General features: G+C 67.5%; 13 protein-coding genes. 8 read left to right on the top strand and 5 right to left on the bottom strand.

From position 1 onward, the window contains the following. Position 1: 1 nt before the first annotated feature. Both H7K34_RS07310 and H7K34_RS07305 read right to left on the bottom strand, forming a co-directional pair. Complete coding sequence (locus H7K34_RS07310; RefSeq protein WP_108924946.1) at positions 2-196, bottom strand: ferredoxin; 195 nt, start codon at positions 194-196, stop codon at positions 2-4. A gap of 39 nt (positions 197-235) precedes the next feature. Next, positions 236-2,635, bottom strand: coding sequence for a CaiB/BaiF CoA-transferase family protein (locus tag H7K34_RS07305; RefSeq protein ID WP_264061181.1), 2,400 nt, complete (start codon positions 2,633-2,635; stop codon positions 236-238). Positions 2,636-2,757: 122 nt separating this feature from the next. Here H7K34_RS07305 and H7K34_RS07300 point away from each other — a divergent pair, with 122 nt between their 5' ends. Both H7K34_RS07300 and H7K34_RS07295 read left to right on the top strand, forming a co-directional pair. Further along, the gene (locus H7K34_RS07300; RefSeq protein ID WP_108924950.1) at positions 2,758-3,588 is read left to right on the top strand and encodes a FadR/GntR family transcriptional regulator; all 831 of its coding nucleotides are present in this window, start codon (positions 2,758-2,760) and stop codon (positions 3,586-3,588) included. Between the two features lie 15 nt (positions 3,589-3,603). Next, positions 3,604-4,320 carry an SDR family oxidoreductase gene (locus tag H7K34_RS07295; protein ID WP_264061180.1) on the top strand — a complete coding sequence of 239 codons (717 nt, stop codon included), beginning with the start codon at positions 3,604-3,606 and terminating at the stop codon, positions 4,318-4,320. Here the strand turns inward: H7K34_RS07295 and H7K34_RS07290 are convergent. Continuing rightward, complete coding sequence (locus H7K34_RS07290; protein ID WP_264061179.1) at positions 4,286-5,155, bottom strand: LLM class flavin-dependent oxidoreductase; 870 nt, start codon at positions 5,153-5,155, stop codon at positions 4,286-4,288. The genes H7K34_RS07295 and H7K34_RS07290 overlap by 35 nt on opposite strands. 70 nt (positions 5,156-5,225) lie before the next feature. Here H7K34_RS07290 and H7K34_RS07285 point away from each other — a divergent pair, with 70 nt between their 5' ends. Genes H7K34_RS07285 through H7K34_RS07260 form a run of 6 tightly spaced genes read left to right on the top strand, consistent with a single transcriptional unit; the run spans position 5,226 to position 12,458 of the window. Beyond that, positions 5,226-6,287 carry an acyl-CoA dehydrogenase family protein gene (locus tag H7K34_RS07285; RefSeq protein WP_264061178.1) on the top strand — a complete coding sequence of 354 codons (1,062 nt, stop codon included), beginning with the start codon at positions 5,226-5,228 and terminating at the stop codon, positions 6,285-6,287. Continuing rightward, entirely contained in the window at positions 6,284-7,408 is a 1,125-nt protein-coding gene (locus H7K34_RS07280) for an acyl-CoA dehydrogenase family protein (RefSeq protein ID WP_264061177.1), read from the top strand. The genes H7K34_RS07285 and H7K34_RS07280 overlap by 4 nt, the downstream gene beginning before the upstream one ends. A 2-nt stretch (positions 7,409-7,410) precedes the next feature. Next, positions 7,411-8,559: an acyl-CoA dehydrogenase family protein gene (locus H7K34_RS07275; RefSeq protein ID WP_264061173.1), complete on the top strand. Its 1,149-nt coding sequence runs from the start codon at positions 7,411-7,413 to the stop codon at positions 8,557-8,559. Continuing rightward, positions 8,556-9,491, top strand: coding sequence for an acyl-CoA dehydrogenase family protein (locus H7K34_RS07270; RefSeq protein ID WP_264061172.1), 936 nt, complete (start codon positions 8,556-8,558; stop codon positions 9,489-9,491). The genes H7K34_RS07275 and H7K34_RS07270 overlap by 4 nt, the downstream gene beginning before the upstream one ends. Beyond that, a complete protein-coding gene (locus H7K34_RS07265; RefSeq protein WP_264061171.1) occupies positions 9,488-10,987 on the top strand; it encodes a class I adenylate-forming enzyme family protein in 1,500 nt (499 codons plus the stop codon). Before H7K34_RS07270 ends, H7K34_RS07265 begins: the two co-directional genes overlap by 4 nt. A gap of 49 nt (positions 10,988-11,036) precedes the next feature. Then, positions 11,037-12,458 (top strand): HNH endonuclease signature motif containing protein, encoded by a 1,422-nt coding sequence (locus tag H7K34_RS07260; RefSeq protein WP_264061170.1) that lies wholly within the window; start codon positions 11,037-11,039, stop codon positions 12,456-12,458. Here H7K34_RS07260 and H7K34_RS07255 read toward each other — a convergent pair. Then, entirely contained in the window at positions 12,455-12,865 is a 411-nt protein-coding gene (locus H7K34_RS07255; RefSeq protein ID WP_264061169.1) for a hypothetical protein, read from the bottom strand. The genes H7K34_RS07260 and H7K34_RS07255 overlap by 4 nt on opposite strands. Positions 12,866-12,891: 26 nt before the next feature. After that, on the bottom strand, positions 12,892-17,313 hold the full coding sequence (locus H7K34_RS07250; RefSeq protein ID WP_264061168.1) for a cation-translocating P-type ATPase: 4,422 nt from the start codon (positions 17,311-17,313) through the stop codon (positions 12,892-12,894). Positions 17,314-17,452: the final 139 nt, after the last annotated feature.

The following is a 17,452-nucleotide window of genomic DNA, read 5'->3' as shown; positions in this document are numbered from 1 at the left end:
CTCAGTCTTCGTGGATTCGCAGCGCGGCTTTCGGGCATTGCTCCACCGCGGCGCGCACGTCGATCTCGCGATCCGGCGGCACCGGGCCGTCCGCGATCTGCACCACGTCCTCGTCGCCCAGCTCGAAGATGTCGGGGGCCAGCGATTCACAGAAGCCTTGTGCCTCACACAATGTCTCGTCCACGGTCACGCGCATCAGATGCCTCACTCTCTTCGGTCCTCTGGGAAGGGACTCCTATAGGCCCTTGGGGCGGATTCCGATCACCCCGCCGGCGGCGAGGTTTGCCAATTCCTCGTCGGTCAGCCCGCACCGATCGCGCAGTACTTCTCCATTGTGCTCGCCCAGCAGCGGCGGTGGGCGCAACAGCCACCGGTCCTGGCCGGACAGCGCTGCGAACGGCGGGCATGGATACTGCGCCGACCCGATGCTCGAATGCTGCAGCGTCTCGAAGAAACCCCGATCGCGCAGCTGGGGGTTCTCGGTCACCAGCGACGGCGAGACCACCGGCGCGGCGGGAACACCCGCGCCGGCCAGCCGCTCCACCGTCGAGCCCAGTGGCTGCTCGACGAACCATTGCTGCAGCCGGTGATCTATGTCGTCGGCCCGTTCGCGACGGCCATCGGCGGTGGCCAGTCCCTCGTCGCACCAGGCCGGTCGCCCCATCACCTCGGCGAGCGCAAGCCAGTGCTGGTCGTCACGCACGGTGACCGCGATCCAATCGTCCTTTTCTGGCGCGCCGGCACACCGGTAGATGTTCTGGACGAACCCGCCGTGACCGCGATTGCCACGGCGGCTCAACGTCTTTCCGAAGACCTCGGATTCGATCGCCTGTATCGCGGTGGCGTTCAGCACCGTTTCCAGCATCGGCAGCTCGACCTGCAGACCAATTCCGGTGCGTTCGGCGAAGTTCAGCGCGGCCAGCACGGCGAACGCGGCGTGCACCCCGGCCAGCGGATCGCAGGCCCCCCGCGGCGTCACCGGCGGAGCGTCCGGCAGTCCGGTCACCCAGGCCAGCCCCGCGAGCTGCTCCATGGTGGGGGCGAAGCCGACCCGTTCGCGCCACGGGCCGTCCAGCCCGAACGCGGGCATGCGGGCGACGACGAGTTTGGGATTGACCTCGAGCAGCACATCGGCGGTCAACCCGAACTGGTCCATCACCCGCGGCGAGAAGTTCTCGATCACCACGTCGGCGCCGGACGCCAACTTCTTGAACAGCCGACGCCCCTCCTCGGAGCCCAAATCCAGTGTGACCGAACGCTTGTTGGTGTTCATCGCATGGAAAACCCAGCCGTACTCCCACCAGTCGTCAACGTCTTTGCGCATGCCGCCGGAATACCGAATGCCGTCGGGGCGCTGGATCGACTCCACTTTGATCACCTCGGCACCGAACGCCGCCAGCAGGTGGGTTGCCGCCGGCCCGGCCCAGAAGGCGGTCAGATCGACGATCCGAACGCCTTCCAATGGGCGTGCTAGCTTGGCCGGCTGGATCTCAGATTGGCTTGTACACCAAGGCGATTCGTCGTTGTCCGCGCCCGGGGCGGCGGTGTCTCCCACCGGGGCCGCCGCGCACTGCGACATCAGCCACGGCGCACGGGGCTGATGAAAGCCGGCGGGGTTTTGCACGAATACCCCACGCTCGGTGGCGTATTCCACGTCACGGATGGTGGCGCCGTTGCCCAGCGACGCGATCGGCAGCCGGAACAGTTGCCCGAGCTCGACGATCTCCGCCACGGACCGCTGCGCCAGCCACGGGCCGATCTGTTCGCGGATCAGGTCGCGGTAGCCCCAGCGGCCGATCTGAAAACGCAGCTGCTCAATCTCTTCCAGGCCCGGGCACTCGACCATCGCCAGGAAGTCGAGCCACTGCTGGCCGGTGACCATGGTGATCCCGACGTAGCCGTCCTGGGCCGGCTCGATCGACGGGACTTCGGTGGTGCGGCTGATCGGCGGCACCCGCAGCAACTGCGAATGCAGCCATTCGCTGCTCTGCATCAACGTCATCGCCTCGAGCATGGACAGGTCGAGATGCTCGCCGGGACCACCCCGTTCGACGCGGCGGCGCACGGCCAGCGCACCGAACGCGGCGAACACCCCGCCCATGTACTCGCCCAGGTCCCCGCCGATCGAAATCGGTGGCCCGGCCGGATCACCGCGGAAACCCGGCGAGCCCGCCCAGGCCTGCAAGGTGAACTCGGTGGCGGCGCGATCGGCATACGGTCCGGTCCAGCCGAAGTCGGAGATCGTGACGACGACCGCCCGCGGCGAGTCGGCCAACAGCTGGCGCGGATCGATGCCCAGCGCCGCGGCGCGCGACGGACCGGCGGTGAGGATGATCACGTCGGCGGCGGCCAACTCGGCCCGAAACCGCTCGGAGTCGGGCGCGAAGGTCATGCTGCGTTTGCCCGCGCTGAGGTAGCTGTAAAAGGGCGACGCCTGGTCATCGGCCACCGGCGAACAGCTGGCGGAATACCGGCGCAGCCAATCCCCTTGCGGCGGTTCGATTTTGCGCACCTGCGCCCCGGCGTCAACCAGCAACTTACCGCAGTAGCTGCCGGCTATCCGGTCGCTGATCTCGACGACACGCAACTCGTGCAGCGGTGTCGGACGGTCATCAGACCCCTGACTCACTTGCATCCGCCCTTCCGATCGACACGCGACCAGAGATGCTATTTATATCATTACTGCTAAAATAGCTAAGCCAGCTGAGTGCGCGCCACGCGCCGCGCCGCTCTTCCCGCTGCTCCTGCGAGGATTGAATGACCCTGGGGATTGGTCCCGATGCCCGTCGCCGGTTGTCGGCGCCGAGGATCGCCGAAATCGTAGCCGACGAACTGCGCCGGCAAATCATCGACGGCGAGCTTGCCGACGGCGATCTGCTGCCGCGCCAGGAAGTGCTGGTCGAACAGTTCAACGTCAGCCTGGTCTCGTTGCGGGAGGCTCTGCGCATCCTGGAAACCGAGGGACTGGTCTCGGTACGACGCGGTAACCGTGGCGGCGCCGTCGTGCACGCGCCGGCCAAGACCAGTGCGGCCTACATGCTGGGGCTGTTGCTGCAAAGCGAGTCCGTTCAGGTCGCCGACCTGGGCATGGCGTTGCAGGAACTCGAGCCCGCCTGCGCCGCGCTGGCCGCCCAGCGACCGGACCGGGCGGACACTCTGGTGCCAGAACTCAAGCAGGTCAACGATTCCATGGCCGAGAATCTCGACGACGGTCGGCTGTTCACCGAAATCGGCCGCCAGTTCCACGATCTCATCGTGCAGGGGTGTGGAAATCACACCATCATCGCGGTCGTCGGCAGCCTCGAGACGCTGTGGGGCAGCCACGAACGCCAGTGGGCCGACGAGAGTGCGGCGCGTGGCACTTACCCCTCGCTGGCCCAGCGTCGTGCGGTCCTCAGCACGCATACCAAGCTGGCCGAGACCATCGCGGAAGGCGACGTCGACCGGGCCCGGCGCATCGCGGGTCGTCACCTCGCCGACACCCAGACCTATGTGCTCGCCGGCCGGCCCACCCAACGGATCTATGCACTTTCGCCGCAGGCTCTTTCTCGTTCGGGGTCACGCTCGCCGGGCCTCCGGCAATCCTGAGGAGCCTCCATCCCGATGCGAACCGCGTTGGTCACCGGCGGCAGCGGCGGGATCGGAAAGGGCTGCGGCGCCAAGCTAGCCGAACTCGGCTACGACGTGGTGCTGGCGGCCCGGCGCGAGGGCCCGTTACGCGCGGCCGCCGAGGAGATCGGGGCCCGGCACATCGTTGCCGACGCATCCGATCCGGACGGATTCGCCGCTGCGCTAAGCGCTTTGGAGGCGATCGACTTGGTCGTTCACGCCGCGGGCACGCTGGGCGGAACGTATGCGCGCAAGCAGACGTTCGAGCAGTGGCAGACCATCATCTCGGCCAACCTGGATTCGTGCTTCGTGGTGACCTCCGCGGTGCTGCCGCGGATGCACGCCGGCTCGCGGTTCGTGTTCATCTCGTCGTCGGCGGCACACGAGCCGATGATGGCCCGCACCGCTTACTCCGCGTCGAAAGCCGGCATGAACGCGTTCGCCCGGGCCTTGGCGCTCGAGGTCGATCGGGACGGCATCGCGGTGCACATCGTGACGCCGGGCCCGGTGGAAACCGAGATGCTGCAGGACGTTCCCTTCGAGATGTACGCGATTCAGATCTCCGACGTCGCCGAGGCCGTCGCCTGGCTGGACACCGTGGACCCGTCGGTCGATCTGCCGGAGATCCGGCTTTCCGCGGTGCAGCGCGGTCCGTATGCCCGGCCGCCGGTCGTCCCTAACGAAGCTCGCCGGCGCCAGGAAACGTCTTGATCACCGTCTCGCCGAACTCGTGCAGGGAGTCCGGGTTCGCGAAGTCGGCGAACCAGACGTAGCAGCGCTCGACGCCCTGGGCAGCCAGACCCGCAAAGTGCTGGGTCAGCTCGTCGGCGTCGCCGCACACCAGCCCCGGGCCGAGGTTGCCGAACCGGCGCGCACTCACCTCGCGCACGGTGTCGGGGTCGTCACCCGAACGAGCGAAGCCGATCATCTGTTGAACCGAAATCCGGGCGCTTCCCGCCGCCGGGGCCAGCTTGGGCAGCCGGTCGAGGTGGTTGGCCTGCAAGTTCCACCAATCCGCGTAATTGCGAACGAGTTCCATCATGCGCGGTCCGCTGCCACCCAGAACCAGCGGTATCGGATGGTTACGCCTCGGTAGCGCAACCACGCCGTCCTCGTTCGTCTCATCGCCCCAGTACTGCCTGATCAGGGCCAGGTGCCGGCCGAGCTGCTGAACGCGGGCCACCGGATCCTGCTGACCGACATCGAATCTGGTGAACTCGGCGGGCCAGGATCCTGAACCGAGGCCCAGATCGAATCTGCCTTCGGAAGCGTCGGACAGGGTGACGGCTTGCTTGGCGAGCACGGCGGGACGCCGAAAGGCATCGCACAGCACCAAGTGACCGATCCGAAGCCGCTCGGTCTTGGCCGCCACCCAGGTGGCGACGGCCATTGCCTCCCAAATGCTTTCGCCGGGCAACCCGGGAGCCTCGAGATGGTCGATGAACGCGATGCCATCGAAGCCGCTGGCCTCGGCGTGACGAGCCCGCTCCGTGATGGCGCTTACCGACAACCGCACCTGCGGCAGGAACAGATACCAGTCGACCATGCGCCCACCTATGCTCGTGCCGATTGCAACCGAGTCGCTAGTTTACTATCTTTATTATGTTAGGGGTCTTATGGATGTCGGACTGACTTCGGATCAGCTGTCGCTGCGCGACACCGTGCGCGACATCCTGCGCACCGAATGTTCTCCCGATGCCGCCCGGCAGGCCCTGACGGATCCGGAGCGCTGGCGCGCCGTGTGGAAGACGGTAGTCGACCTCGGTTGGACCGAACTGGCCGCACCCGGCGGCGACTACGGGCCCGTCGAACTGGCCGTGGTGCTCGAGGAGTGCGGCGCGGCGCTGGCGCCAATTCCGTTGCTCAGCAGCGTCGGGCTGGCCGCGGGCGTCTTGCGCGCGTGTGGGCTGGACCCATTGCTGACCCAGATCGCCGGTGGCGCGGTTGCCACCTTGGCGGTGCACGCCAAGGGATCTCGGACGGCCGGGGCGCCGATGACGCTGCGGCACGGACGGGTGCGCGGTCGCGCGGTCGCGGTCCCGAACGTGTCCCGGGCAGAGCTGATCGTGGCGCTGGCCAAATCCATCGACGGCTACGTCGCCGTGGCCGTCCGCGGCGGCGACGGCGTGACAATCATTCCCGGCGAGTCCACCGATCCCGCCCAACCGGTGGCCGACGTCGAGATCGACGCCGAGCCGTTGGCGTCTGCACCCGTCAACCTCGAATCAGCGCTGACGGCACCGTTGGTCGCCGTCGCCGCGGATCTGGTCGGCGTGGCCAGCGCCGCCCTGCGCCGCTCCGTCGAGCACGCGAAAGCACGCCGCCAGTTCGGCACGGTGATCGGGGCGTTCCAGGGAATCAAGCACGCGCTGGCCGACAACTACGTCGGCGTCGAGCGGGCCCGCAGCCTCACCTACGCGGCCGCGGCACGCCTCGCCGATCCGGACACCGCGCCCGCGGATGCCTGGACCGCCGCGGCACTGGCCAAGGCGGCGGCCGGCGACGCCGCGGCCGGCTGCGCGCGCACCGCAATCCAGGTGCACGGAGCGCTCGCGCAGACCTGGGAGCACGACATGCACCTCTACGTCCGGCACGCCTGGCAGGGTGCCGCGCTGCTGGGAGACAGTCGCGCGCTCTACCACGAAGTGGGCTGCCGTTTCGCCGGAGGCACCGCATGACAAGCAGAACGACTCCGTCCGAGGCCGTCGCCGAGTTCGTCGACTGGTTGGCCGCGTTCCTGCCCGACGACTACTACGAGAACTACCGCCAATACCGATGGGATATCCCGCTGCGGCGCGACTATCAGCGGGCCGCCTTCGAGGGCGGCTGGATCCAGCCCACTTGGTCCCGCGAGCACGGCGGCCGATCCCTGGGCTTGCGCGACGCTATGGAGATCCGGATCGAAGGCGCGCTGCGGTCGGCGCCAAAGCTGCCCAACATTGCGGGGCCAGGCGTCGCCGCACCCGGCATTCGCCAATTCGGCACCACCGCACAGATCGAGCGCCTGCTGGTGCCGCTGCTGCGCGGCGACGAGTGGTGGGCACTGGGCATGTCCGAGCCGGAAGCCGGGTCGGATTTCGCCGGCTTGCGCACCCGCGCCGAGCGCGACGGAGACGTCTTCCGCGTCAACGGTCACAAAATCTGGACCACCCAGGCCCACGAATCGCGGTGGTGCACGCTCTACGCACGCACCGATCCGGACGCGGCGAAACACCGTGGCATCTCTCGCCTGATCCTCGACCTGCACTCCCCCGGTGTGCGCATCGAACCGATCCGGATGTCATCGATCTCCGACGAGACGTTCTGCGAGGTCTTCCTCGACGAAGTCGAAATCCCCGCGGAAAATCTGCTGGGCCCGGTGAACGGCGGCTGGAACGTCGCCCTGTCGTCGCTGCACCACGAACGCCAAATGATCTGGATCATGAACTGGGTCGAAATCAAGCGTGGACTCGATGCCGTGCGCAACGCCGGAGCCGTCGGCGACAGCCAGGACCTCTACACCGAGCTGGGGTCGTTGCTGGCCGACGCCGAAGCGCTGCGGGCCACCGGATACCGCGCACTGGTCAACGAACTGGCCGGCCGGAACAGCCCGGAAGCCGACACTATGAAGCTGCTGGGATCGGTTACCTTGCAACGGGTTTGGGAACTTGCGGCGGCCGCCGAAGGACCGCATTCGACCAGCGACCCCGATCTGCTGTTCGAACGCCAGGACGCGCTCGCCGCCACCATCTACGGCGGAACATCGGAGGTGCAGCGCAACATCATCGCCGAGCGACTGCTCGGGCTGCCGAAGGGATGACGATGGACTACGACCTGGGTGACGACGCCGTCGAACCGCGACACCACCTGCGGGAGTTGATCGCTGCGCATGTCCCGCCCGATTTCCTCGGTGCCTGCACGGAGGATCCGGCAGACCTGGCCACCACCGAAACCTTCTGCAAGCTGCTGGCAGCCGAGGGGCTGCTGGCACTGGCTTGGCCCAAAGAGCATGGCGGCGGCGGTGGTTCGGTCTGGCAGCAAACGGTGCTGCGCGAGGAGATGTGGGCCCAGCACGAGCCGCGCGGCCCGCAGTACATGGGGATCAACTGGGTTGGTCCGGCGCTCATGCGATACGGAACAGCAGAGCAGAAAGCCAAGCACCTGGCGGCCATCGCCTCCGGCGATGTGATCTGGTGCCAAGGGTTTTCCGAGCCAGAGGCCGGAACTGACCTCGTCTCGCTGCGTACCCGGGCCGTGCCGGACGGGGACGGCTGGCGCATCAGCGGCCAGAAGGTGTGGACGTCGTACGCCCAGATGGCGTCATGGTGTGTGCTGGCGACGTGCACCGACCCTGACGCGCCAAAGCACAAGCGGCTCACCCTCTTTCTGATTCCGATGGACCGTGAGGGCTTCACGGTGCGCGGAATCCCGTCGATGCTGGGGCCGCATCATCTCAACGAGATGTTCCTTGACGACGTTCCGGCGTATCCCGGCGACGTCCTCGGCGAGGTGGGTGACGGTTGGCGAGTGATGCGAGAGGCGCTCGCGTTCGAGCGCGTCGGCATCGCGCGCTACGCGCGCTGCGAGTCGCTGCTGCATCGAATGCAGAGCGAGCTCGGCGACCGGTGGGATCGGCTGCCCGAATCGCTTCGGGCTCGGTGGGTCCGGGCGCTTGTCGACTTACGGGTGGCCAGGCTGCTGGCTTATCGTGCCGTGTCGCTGCAGGATGACCCGTCGGCCGGAGCGGCGGCCAGCGCCGCCCGCATCGCCACCACCACCTGCGACCAGCAGGTCGCCGAGTTGCTGTTCGACGTGCTCGGCCCGATCGCGCTGGACAGCGGCGCGTCGGCGGGACTGCACGGGGCGATCGAAGACCATTGGCGCTACGCACAGGCGGCCACCGTAGCGTCCGGAACCATCGAGGTGCAGCGCATGCTGGTGTCACGAGACGCGCTAGGAGAACGCAGATGAAAACCGCGCTGCCCCAAGATATTAGCGACTTCGCGGCGGTCGCAGCCAAGCGATTCGACCGGCTGGGCGGCCCGCAGGCCGCGCTGCGGGCCGAGCAAGACGACGGCGTTCGGGACGCGGCGCGCGCCGCCCTGGGCGAGCTCGGCGTGTTCGAGCTCGACGTCCGGTCCGGGCCGGACGATCTGCTGGCCGCGGCGGTGCTCTGCCAAACCGCCGGTGCGCACGCGCTGCCCTATCCCCTCGTCGAGGAGCTGCTGGCCATCGACGGCGCCCGACTGGCCTTGGTCAATCCCGAGGCGCCGCGCATCGACCACGGCGATCTGCCCGGCGACTGGATCGCCGCGGACCTGGATGGCAACCGGTACCGGCCGCAGCTCGCGTCGCGGACCAACGCCAAATTGGGGCCTTTTCTGGTGCCGGCCTCATTAACCGCACCCGACGGGACAGTCCCGGCGCGCGACGTTAATCTTCTTCTCGTGCTGGGATCATGGCGGATTCTGGGAGCGATGCAGCGCTCGCTGCAGATCGTCACCGAGCATGTCCAGGCCCGTATCCAGTTCGGCAAGCCGCTGGCCGACTTCCAGACCGTCCGGTTTGCCGTCGCGGACGCCTCGGTCGCGTTACGCGGACTACACGAGCTGGCGAAATACACCATCTGCAGACCGGAATCGCTGCCGGTGCAGGTACATTCCGCCGATGCGCTGATGCTCCGGTTCAAGGCCACCGACACCGCACGGCAAGTGCTGCGTACCTCGCACCAGCTGCTCGGCGCCCTGGGCTTCTGCGACGAGTCCGACATCAGCGTGCTCGACCGGCACACCCAGCCGCTGATCCGCCTTCCCCTGGGCGCCGAGGCACTCGGACTGCGGCTGATCTCCGATGTGCGCGACGGCTCCCTGGAGACGCTGTTCAGCGAGCCGGTATCCGCGTGACGACCGAATCCGCCACGGCCGGGGTGACGCCCAACCCGTTCGAAGACGGAGTTCCGTTCAGCACCAAACTTGCCGAGCTCGCCCAACAGCTGCCAGACAAGGCGGCCGTCACCGTTGTCGCGCTCGACGGCACCGCCCAGACCCTGACCTTCGCCGAACTCGACGCCGGCGCCAACCAATGGGGGCGGGCGCTGGCAGCCAGCGGCGCCCAGACGGGTTCGCTTGTCGCGCTTGCCATCCCAAACTCTCAGCACCTCACCTTGGCCACGCTCGGGTGCTGGAAGATCGGTGCGGTTCCGATTCCCATGCACTGGGATCTGCCCGAATGGGAGCGAGACCGGGTGCGCGAGGTGATCAACCCCGCCGTGGTCGTCGACGAAAACACCCGCTGGGAGTTGGATGCGCGTGCGGCCGGCGAATCCCGGGGCCCGTTGCCCGAAGCCGTGTCACCCGCCGCGAATGGCATTTGCAGCAGCGGATCCACCGGCGTGCCGAAGGTGATTCTCACCTTGGCGCCGTCGCTGTGGATCCCGCAGCAGGGCGAACCGTTCCTGTCGAACTGGACACCGGTGGCCAAGCCGCAGACCATTCTGGTGCCCGCGCCGATGTATCACACCAACGGCTTCGCGACGTTCCTGATGCTGCTCAGCGGCGACCATCTGGTGATCCTCGAAAAGTTCGATGCCGCAGTGTTTGTCGACACCATTGAGCGTTACCGGATTACGAACTTCACGGCCACGCCGACGATGTTGGCACGCATCGCGGCCCTGCCCGACATCCGGGACCGCGACTTCTCCAGCGTTGTGTTCGTCCTGCAAGGCGCGGCGGTGATGCCGCCGTCGCTGCTGCACACCTGGTTCGAATTGCTCAGTCCAGAAAAGATCGTGACGGCGTACGGCATGACCGAGAACCTCGGCCTCACCGCATTGCGCGGCGACGAGTGGCTGGCTCATCCCGGCAGCGTCGGTCGCGGCTTCCGCGACACGGAGATCCGGATTCTGGACGCCGACAAAAACCCGTTGGGACCCGGTGAAGACGGCGACGTATACCTGCGCTCGGTGATGAGCGCGGGCTACCGCTATCTCGGTGGTGCGCCGCCGTTGCCGTCGACCGACGACGGATTCCGTTCGGCCGGCGACATCGGCCACCTCGACGAGGACGGCTTCCTCTATATCGTCGACCGCCGGGTCGACATGATCGTCAGCGGTGGCGCCAATGTCTTTCCCGCCGAAGTCGAGTCCGCGCTTGCGGGTCACCCCGGCATCGCCGACGCTGTGGTCATCGGGCTCGCCGACGCGCAGTGGGGGCGCCGGGTGCACGCGGTGGTGCAACGCGCCGAGGGCGCTTCGCTCACCGAACAGCAGGTGATCGGGTACGCCAAGGACCGGCTGGCACCCTACAAGGCGCCCAAGACGGTCGAGTTCGTCGACGCGATCCCCCGCACGGCGGCGACCAAGGTCAATCGCTCGGCGATGATCGCCGCCCGCGAAGCCTGAGGATCCAAGCCGAAGAGAACTGTCGGACCGGCTCACTATAATCGAATGTATGTTCGAAGCACGAGTGGATGCCGCGTCCCGGGCGGTCGATCGGATCTGCGCGGCCTCGCGCGCGGAAAACCGAGCGGCCGGTGAGCGGTTGGCGGCGATCGGCGACCTCGACCTACTGCGGCTGCGCGAATGCGGGGAACGAGAGTCCTGGGCGACTGACACGTGGGACGCCATCTCCGCAGAGGTCGCCGCGGCGTTGCATATCAGTCAAGCGCTCGCATCGAGCTATCTGAGCTATTCGCGCGCCATGCGAAATCGGTTACCGCGAATAGGCGCCGCGTTAATCGCGGGCGACATCGGTTATTCGACGTTCCAGACGATCGTGTACCGCACCGATTTGATTACCGATCCCGAGGTGATGGCCGCGGTCGATGCCGAACTCGCGATCAAGGTGCGACGGTGGCCGTCGATGACTCGCGGCCGGCTGGGCGCCGCGGTCGATCGAGTCGTCGCGCGAGCAGACCGCGACGCGGTTCGCCGCGCTCGTGAGCGGCAGGCCGATCGCGAGTTCTCGCTCTGTGACGGCGGCAACGGCTTGACCGAGGTGTTCGGCCGACTCGTCACCACCGACGCCCGCGTGGTGGATCTCCGGCTTAATGTATTGGCGCGCAGCGTGTGTGAAGCAGATCCGCGTACGGTGAAGCAGCGCCGCGCCGATGCCCTGGCAGCATTGGCATCCGGCGCGCAAAGGCTGCAGTGCCGGTGCGGGCAGCCGACGTGTCGCTCCGCGACAGCACCGGCGCCGAGCCCAGTGGTGATCCACGTAGTAGCCAATCAATCCAGCGTGGATGGCACTGCGTCGGAGCCTGCCGCGGTCATCGGGACCGAAACCCTCATCCCAGCCGAGCTGGTCACCGAACTTGCGGACTCGGCGAGGCTGCGGCCGTTGGTGCATCCCGGCGTCGCGCCGGCCGAGCCGGGATACGTCCCCTCACAGGCCCTCGCCGATTTCGTGCGGTGCCGCGATTTGACCTGTCGATTCCCCGGCTGCGATCACCCCGCCACCGAAGCCGACCTCGACCACACCATCCCGCACGCCCAAGGCGGCGCGACGCAGGCGTCGAATCTGAAATGCCTTTGCCGCCTTCATCATCTGATTAAGACATTCTGGGGGTGGCACGACCGGCAACTATCCAACGGCACGGTGATCTGGACGTCGCCGTCGGGGCGCAACTACGTGACCGCTCCCGGTAGCGCACTGCTGTTTCCGGACCTGTGCGCATCCACCAGCGAAGTAGCTCCGACTGTCCCGCTCACCCCCTGCATCGATCGGTTCGCCATGATGCCGCGGCGGCGCCGCACTCGCGCCCAGGATCGGCTCAGCTACATCAGCACCGAACGTCGGCGAAATCGGGACGGCCGCGTGGCTCAACGGGCCGGACCCGGGTCACCGACTGACGATGAGCCCGCGCCCTATTAGATGTGGTGGCCGAAAACGTCTTCCATGACTTCACCGACCGCTGCCAGGGAGCGGCTGGAGTGTTGCTTGACTAACACGTGGCCGCCCAGCACGATGACGGCAATCGGTAACTCGACGGCCCCGAACGCCAGCAGGGCAGTGAGTCCCACGACGTAGACGACGTCATGTTTGTCGGGTCGATGGAACTTCCCGATGACCGGTAAGTCAATCGCCCGTGTTTCCAACTCCCGCAGCGTGCGTAGCGTCCTGGCCCGCTTCGACCCCGGGTGCGCCGCGGCGTAGGCAGCCCACCGGTGCGCGAAGCTCGGTACGGCGCGCAGCTCGTCCGCGCCGTGATCCGTTTGCTCACAGTCGAGTTCGTCATGCACGGTCGAGGCATTGACGTGCTCTTCGTCCAGCGTGGTCATGTCTGCCCTCTTCGTTGTGTCGGCGGTTAACCGGCTGGTGCAAGCTCAAGTTGAGGCGCCGGGACAGCCTTGGCGCCATTGCCGCCGTCCATCCCCGGGAGTTCCTGGGCCCACGCAGTGAGCGACCCGACCATGCCGGCCAAGGCGCGGTCGGCTTCGCCGCCGTACTTTGAGACGCGCTTGCCGATCCGCGATGCCATCCGCAGCAAGAGGTCGGGCTTGGCGGCGGTGAGCACGGTCAGCGCCACGGCGGGAGCAACGCCTTCGATCCACCCCAACGGACCCAGCGGAACGCACCCGACGAGTTGGCTCAGGCCCGGAGTCGTGATCAGGGCGCCCATCGTGACGAATGTTGCTGCGCAGGTGCCAATTACGAGCGGATCGCGTGATTCCAGCAGCGTCTGCCAGAGCTGCGTGGTGACCAGGCCCACCAGACCAACCGTCGCCGCACGCCGCGGAGCCGCCCGGGTAAAGGTGGCCAGGCTCCACGAAGTGCTGGCGCCAACGGTGGTTGCGGCACCGCGGATCGCGACGGTCTGCATCAGATCGTCCATGTTGATGCCGCGCTCTGACGGCGGCCGCATGTTGCGCACCGCGCTCACCGCAACCGCCGTGGTGGGGAAGACGTCGGTCAGGATGTTCACCAGCAAGATCTGGCGGGCCGTCAGCGGCGCCACGCCGCGCACCATCGTGCCGTACATGTTGAAGGCCACTTCACCGGCGTTGCCGCCCAACAACATTGCCACCGCTGCCTGCGCCTGTTGCCAGAGTCGATGACCTTCCTCGATTGCGTCCAACAGACTTCCGACGCGCCCCTCGGTCAGCACCACGTCGGCGGCGCCGCGGGCCGGATCACTGCCGTGCGAGGACACGCCCACTCCCACGGCCGCGGCACGGATCGCCGCGGCATCGTTGGCGCCGTCGCCCACCATCGCGGTGACTACCCCGGAATTGCTGATCTGCTGGACGATCTGGACCTTCTGCTCGGGCGACATCCGCGCGTAGATCACATTGTCCTTGACGACCTCGGCGCGTTCGGCGATCGACAGTCGCTCCCAGCGTGCTCCGGTGATGATGCGGTCGTCGGCGACGTCGAGCCCAATCTCACGAGCGATGGCGCGGGCGGTTGCCGGGTGATCGCCCGTGATCACTCGCGCGCCGATGTCGCGCTTGGCCAGACCGACCAGGAGTTCCCTGGCGCCGGGCCGCGGCGTGTCGGTGATCCCGAGGAATCCCAGCAGTCGTAACCCGCTGCGGCACAGCGGTTCCAGCCCCTTCTCCTGCGCGACCGCGAGTTCGTCTTCCGTCAACGTCCGATCGGCGACCGCGATCACCCGCAGGCCGCGGGTGGCCATGTCATGGACGTGTGCCAACAGGTCCTCACGAAGGTCGTCGTCGCAGCCCTCGACGCAGGCCGAGAGGACGACCTCCGGTCCGCCTTTGACTGCGAGGGTGTCGCCGTCCAGCCCCGCCGCGTAGGCGCGTCCGGCACGGAACGGCAACTCGCGGTCACGCCTCGGCTGGCTTCCGGCCCGATTGACGACGGCGGCATCCGTCGCCTGCAGCGGAGCGTGCTCGGTAAGCGCCACCGGTGTCGCCAGCGCTGCGCGTTCGAGAATCGCGTCCTCGTCGAACCCCGGCTGAGCCGAGACATCTGTTACCACCAAACGGTTTTCACTCAGCGTCCCGGTCTTGTCGAAGCACACCACTTCGACGCGGCCCAGCGTCTCGACCGAGCGCGGAGCGCGGACCAGAACGTTGCGTTCGCTGAGGCGCCGCGCCGCCTCGCGCTGGGCCAGCGTCGCCACCAACGGCAGGCCCTCGGGAACCGCGGCCACCGCGCAGTACACACCGCTGGTGACGGCCTCCTTGATTCCGGACCCGCGCAGCAACGCGGTGGCGAGCACGCCCACGCCGCCGGTGAGGGTCCAGGGCAGCACCTTCGCGGTCACCGCGGCCAGCTGTGCGTGCAGCCCGACCTCGTCGCGCCGGCGCGGGGCGAGTGCCATGGCCCGACCCGCGGCGGTCGCATCGCCGACCGCGACGACCACCGCGCGACACACACCGCTGAGCACGGTCGAGCCTTCGTAGAGCATGCAAGCCCGTTCGGCCAGCGGACGGCCCGGTGTCGAAGCCGGGTTTTTGGTCACCGGCAACGACTCTCCGGTCAGTGACGATTCGTCGACTTCCACCCCGACCGCGTTCAGCACGCGCGCGTCGGCGGGGACGACCTCGCCTGCGCGGACCTCGATGATGGTTCCCGGTGTCAGGTGCTCGGCGGCCACGAGCTCGAACTGGCCGGGCCCCGGACTGACGCGGGCAGGCGGCGTCTGGGCGTTGAGCATCTTGGCCAACTGGCGATCCGAGCTAAGTCGTTGCGCGGCGGAAATCGCGGCACTGCCCAACAACACGATCCCGACGAGAGCACCGTCGATCGGAGAACCGATCAGCGCGCTCGCCAGCGCCCCGGTGGCGAGGATCGGCGTGAGCGGGTCCTGCATCTCGTGCCACATCGCCTCGACGACGTCCCTGCTGCTGTCCGCGAAATTTGCGGCCACCGCCTGCATCCGGGTCTTCGGAAGCCGAGCCTGGGCCGCCACCGCGGCGGGGCTGGCGAGATCGGAGAAAAGCAGTCGAACATGTTCCTGCGCCTGGTCGACGTCCAACGCATGCCATTCGGTGTTCGCGGCGGCAGCCGGATCGGGCTGCATAGCTACCCCCCGCCCGATCATGTAGCCGGGGATCAGCGCCAGGGCAGCGGCCGCGATGCTCGGACGCACGCCCGCCGCCTGGACACCCGGCAGTAATGTCAGCGAGCCGAGAACGGTTCCGGCAGCAGCTAACTCGACGCCGCGCCGCGCGGCCGACTTCGCCGCGGGGATGGCGTCGATGATCCGGCACGCGACCTTCAGATCCGGCATCAGTATGTCCGCTGTCCAGGCGGGCGCCCGACCGGCGGCCCAGACCGCCAAGGACAGGTCCGCGGCCGCGAAGGCATTCCGGAGGTCACGCCCGACCACGGCGACGATCTTCCCGTCGGCCTGCAATTGCCGCACCGCGGCCAAGATCGCGAGATCGACGTCGTCATCGACGGGCAGCAGTTCGTCGAACGTTCCGCGCAGGTGGCCGGCATCGGCCCGATCCACCGACAGAAGTCTGAGATCCGCCGCCCGGGCCGCGGCGATCAGCGGCTCGGCGTAGGGGTCCGCATTGCGCGCCACGACGACCTCCAGGTCGCGCAACTCCGGCAGCTGATGCGCGGGCGAAAGAGCACACCCTGTATGGACTCCAGCCCCGAGCAGACCGTCAGTGACATCGGTTTGCGCGCACTGCCACACCTTGGTGCGAAGTTCGCCGTCGACGCCGCTGATCTCAGCGACACGCAGGGTTTCGCCGATCAGCACCGCGGGGTCGACGATCAGCACGTCGACGCCATCCAGGCGCCGGATCGCGTTGGGTTGCATCACCAGCGTGTGATGGTTGCGACTCAAGCCGGCGCAGAACGTCGTGGCAAACGACTCGCGGGCGTAGTTGAGCGCCCGCGGCGCGGCGACGATGACCGCTTCGCTGGCGAGCGCCGCACCGCCGCTGACCGCGAGCGCGATGGCGCCGGCAAGGCCCGCCGCGGTTGCTGCCCTGGCGTAGTTTTCCGACGCGGTGTCCGGAATCGGCCGGGGCCGGGAAGGCTGCGGGTGTGGCTCGCACTCGGCGCTCGCCGCCAGCTGGGGCTCGTGCTCTTTCCAGGCGCCGACCGCCGACAGCGCTTCAATGAGGCGCAGGCTCCGAAGCAACATGTCGGCGGCGATCACCGACGGGGTGTGGCCGAGCGACTGCGTGATGGCAGTGCCCAATGCGAGCAGTGCGTCGGCGCGGGCCCGACCGAGGGATCGCTCGAACACCCTGCGCACGTCGGGCTGCGCCTCGGCGAAAATGGTCGCGGCGGCGAATACCCGCGGCAGTCGGGGCACCCGCGTCACTTGCAGAAACACCGTCACGCCCAGCGATACAGCCTTAGCGCCCAACAGGCTCGCCCGATTGACGACCTCGGCGCCATCTCCGGGGATGTCGATCACCGGCAACTGGCCCGGTCTCCGCGACCCGGACTCGTCGCTCGGCTCGGATTTCTGGGCGACGGCGCACTCGATGGCGTCCACCATCAGGGCAAGATCGTCGACGCTGGGCCCGTCTGCATCGATGTCGACGACCAGGCGCGAAAGTGGCCAGTTCACCTGTGTGCGCGCAACGCCGGTGGTGTTGCCGATTGTCTTCGCCAGGGCGGTTGCGTACTCGCCTGAGCGGACCCCCTCGGGCATGCGCAGCTCGATCCACCCTCGGCCATTACCGGCCCACCTGCGGCGCGGACGCTCACCGCCCAACAACTCAGCTGCCGCGGCCGCGCCGCCCTTGACCACCATACGAAGCCCCGAGACGATCGGCTCTATGCGCATATTTGTGCTGTTACGCCCTCTCCTGATAGTTAGCTTTGACATTGCAGATTCACGCTGCAGACTCGCTGAAGTTGTACGTGCGTGCTATACACCGTAGGGACAGAGAGGATCTAAGAAGCAACTTAGAGAATCTGAAAAG

It is taken from the genome of Mycobacterium montefiorense, from assembly GCF_025823255.1.
Taxonomy (GTDB): domain Bacteria; phylum Actinomycetota; class Actinomycetes; order Mycobacteriales; family Mycobacteriaceae; genus Mycobacterium; species Mycobacterium montefiorense.
Note: the sequence above shows the minus strand (reverse complement) of the source record. Positions and strands in the feature narration are given on the sequence as shown.

What these genes read in the sequence shown, in the direction of transcription:
- H7K34_RS07280 (WP_264061177.1), top strand. Translation starts at nt 6,284, where the DNA reads ATGACAAGCAGAACGACTCCGTCCGAGGCCGTCGCCGAGTTCGTCGAC.
- H7K34_RS07270 (WP_264061172.1), top strand. Translation starts at nt 8,556, where the DNA reads ATGAAAACCGCGCTGCCCCAAGATATTAGCGACTTCGCGGCGGTCGCA.
- H7K34_RS07285 (WP_264061178.1), top strand. Translation starts at nt 5,226, where the DNA reads ATGGATGTCGGACTGACTTCGGATCAGCTGTCGCTGCGCGACACCGTG.
- H7K34_RS07275 (WP_264061173.1), top strand. Translation starts at nt 7,411, where the DNA reads ATGGACTACGACCTGGGTGACGACGCCGTCGAACCGCGACACCACCTG.
- H7K34_RS07290 (WP_264061179.1), bottom strand. Translation starts at nt 5,155, where the DNA reads ATGGTCGACTGGTATCTGTTCCTGCCGCAGGTGCGGTTGTCGGTAAGC.
- H7K34_RS07300 (WP_108924950.1), top strand. Translation starts at nt 2,758, where the DNA reads ATGACCCTGGGGATTGGTCCCGATGCCCGTCGCCGGTTGTCGGCGCCG.
- H7K34_RS07260 (WP_264061170.1), top strand. Translation starts at nt 11,037, where the DNA reads ATGTTCGAAGCACGAGTGGATGCCGCGTCCCGGGCGGTCGATCGGATC.
- H7K34_RS07305 (WP_264061181.1), bottom strand. Translation starts at nt 2,635, where the DNA reads ATGCAAGTGAGTCAGGGGTCTGATGACCGTCCGACACCGCTGCACGAG.
- H7K34_RS07250 (WP_264061168.1), bottom strand. Translation starts at nt 17,313, where the DNA reads ATGCGCATAGAGCCGATCGTCTCGGGGCTTCGTATGGTGGTCAAGGGC.
- H7K34_RS07310 (WP_108924946.1), bottom strand. Translation starts at nt 196, where the DNA reads ATGCGCGTGACCGTGGACGAGACATTGTGTGAGGCACAAGGCTTCTGT.
- H7K34_RS07295 (WP_264061180.1), top strand. Translation starts at nt 3,604, where the DNA reads ATGCGAACCGCGTTGGTCACCGGCGGCAGCGGCGGGATCGGAAAGGGC.
- H7K34_RS07255 (WP_264061169.1), bottom strand. Translation starts at nt 12,865, where the DNA reads ATGACCACGCTGGACGAAGAGCACGTCAATGCCTCGACCGTGCATGAC.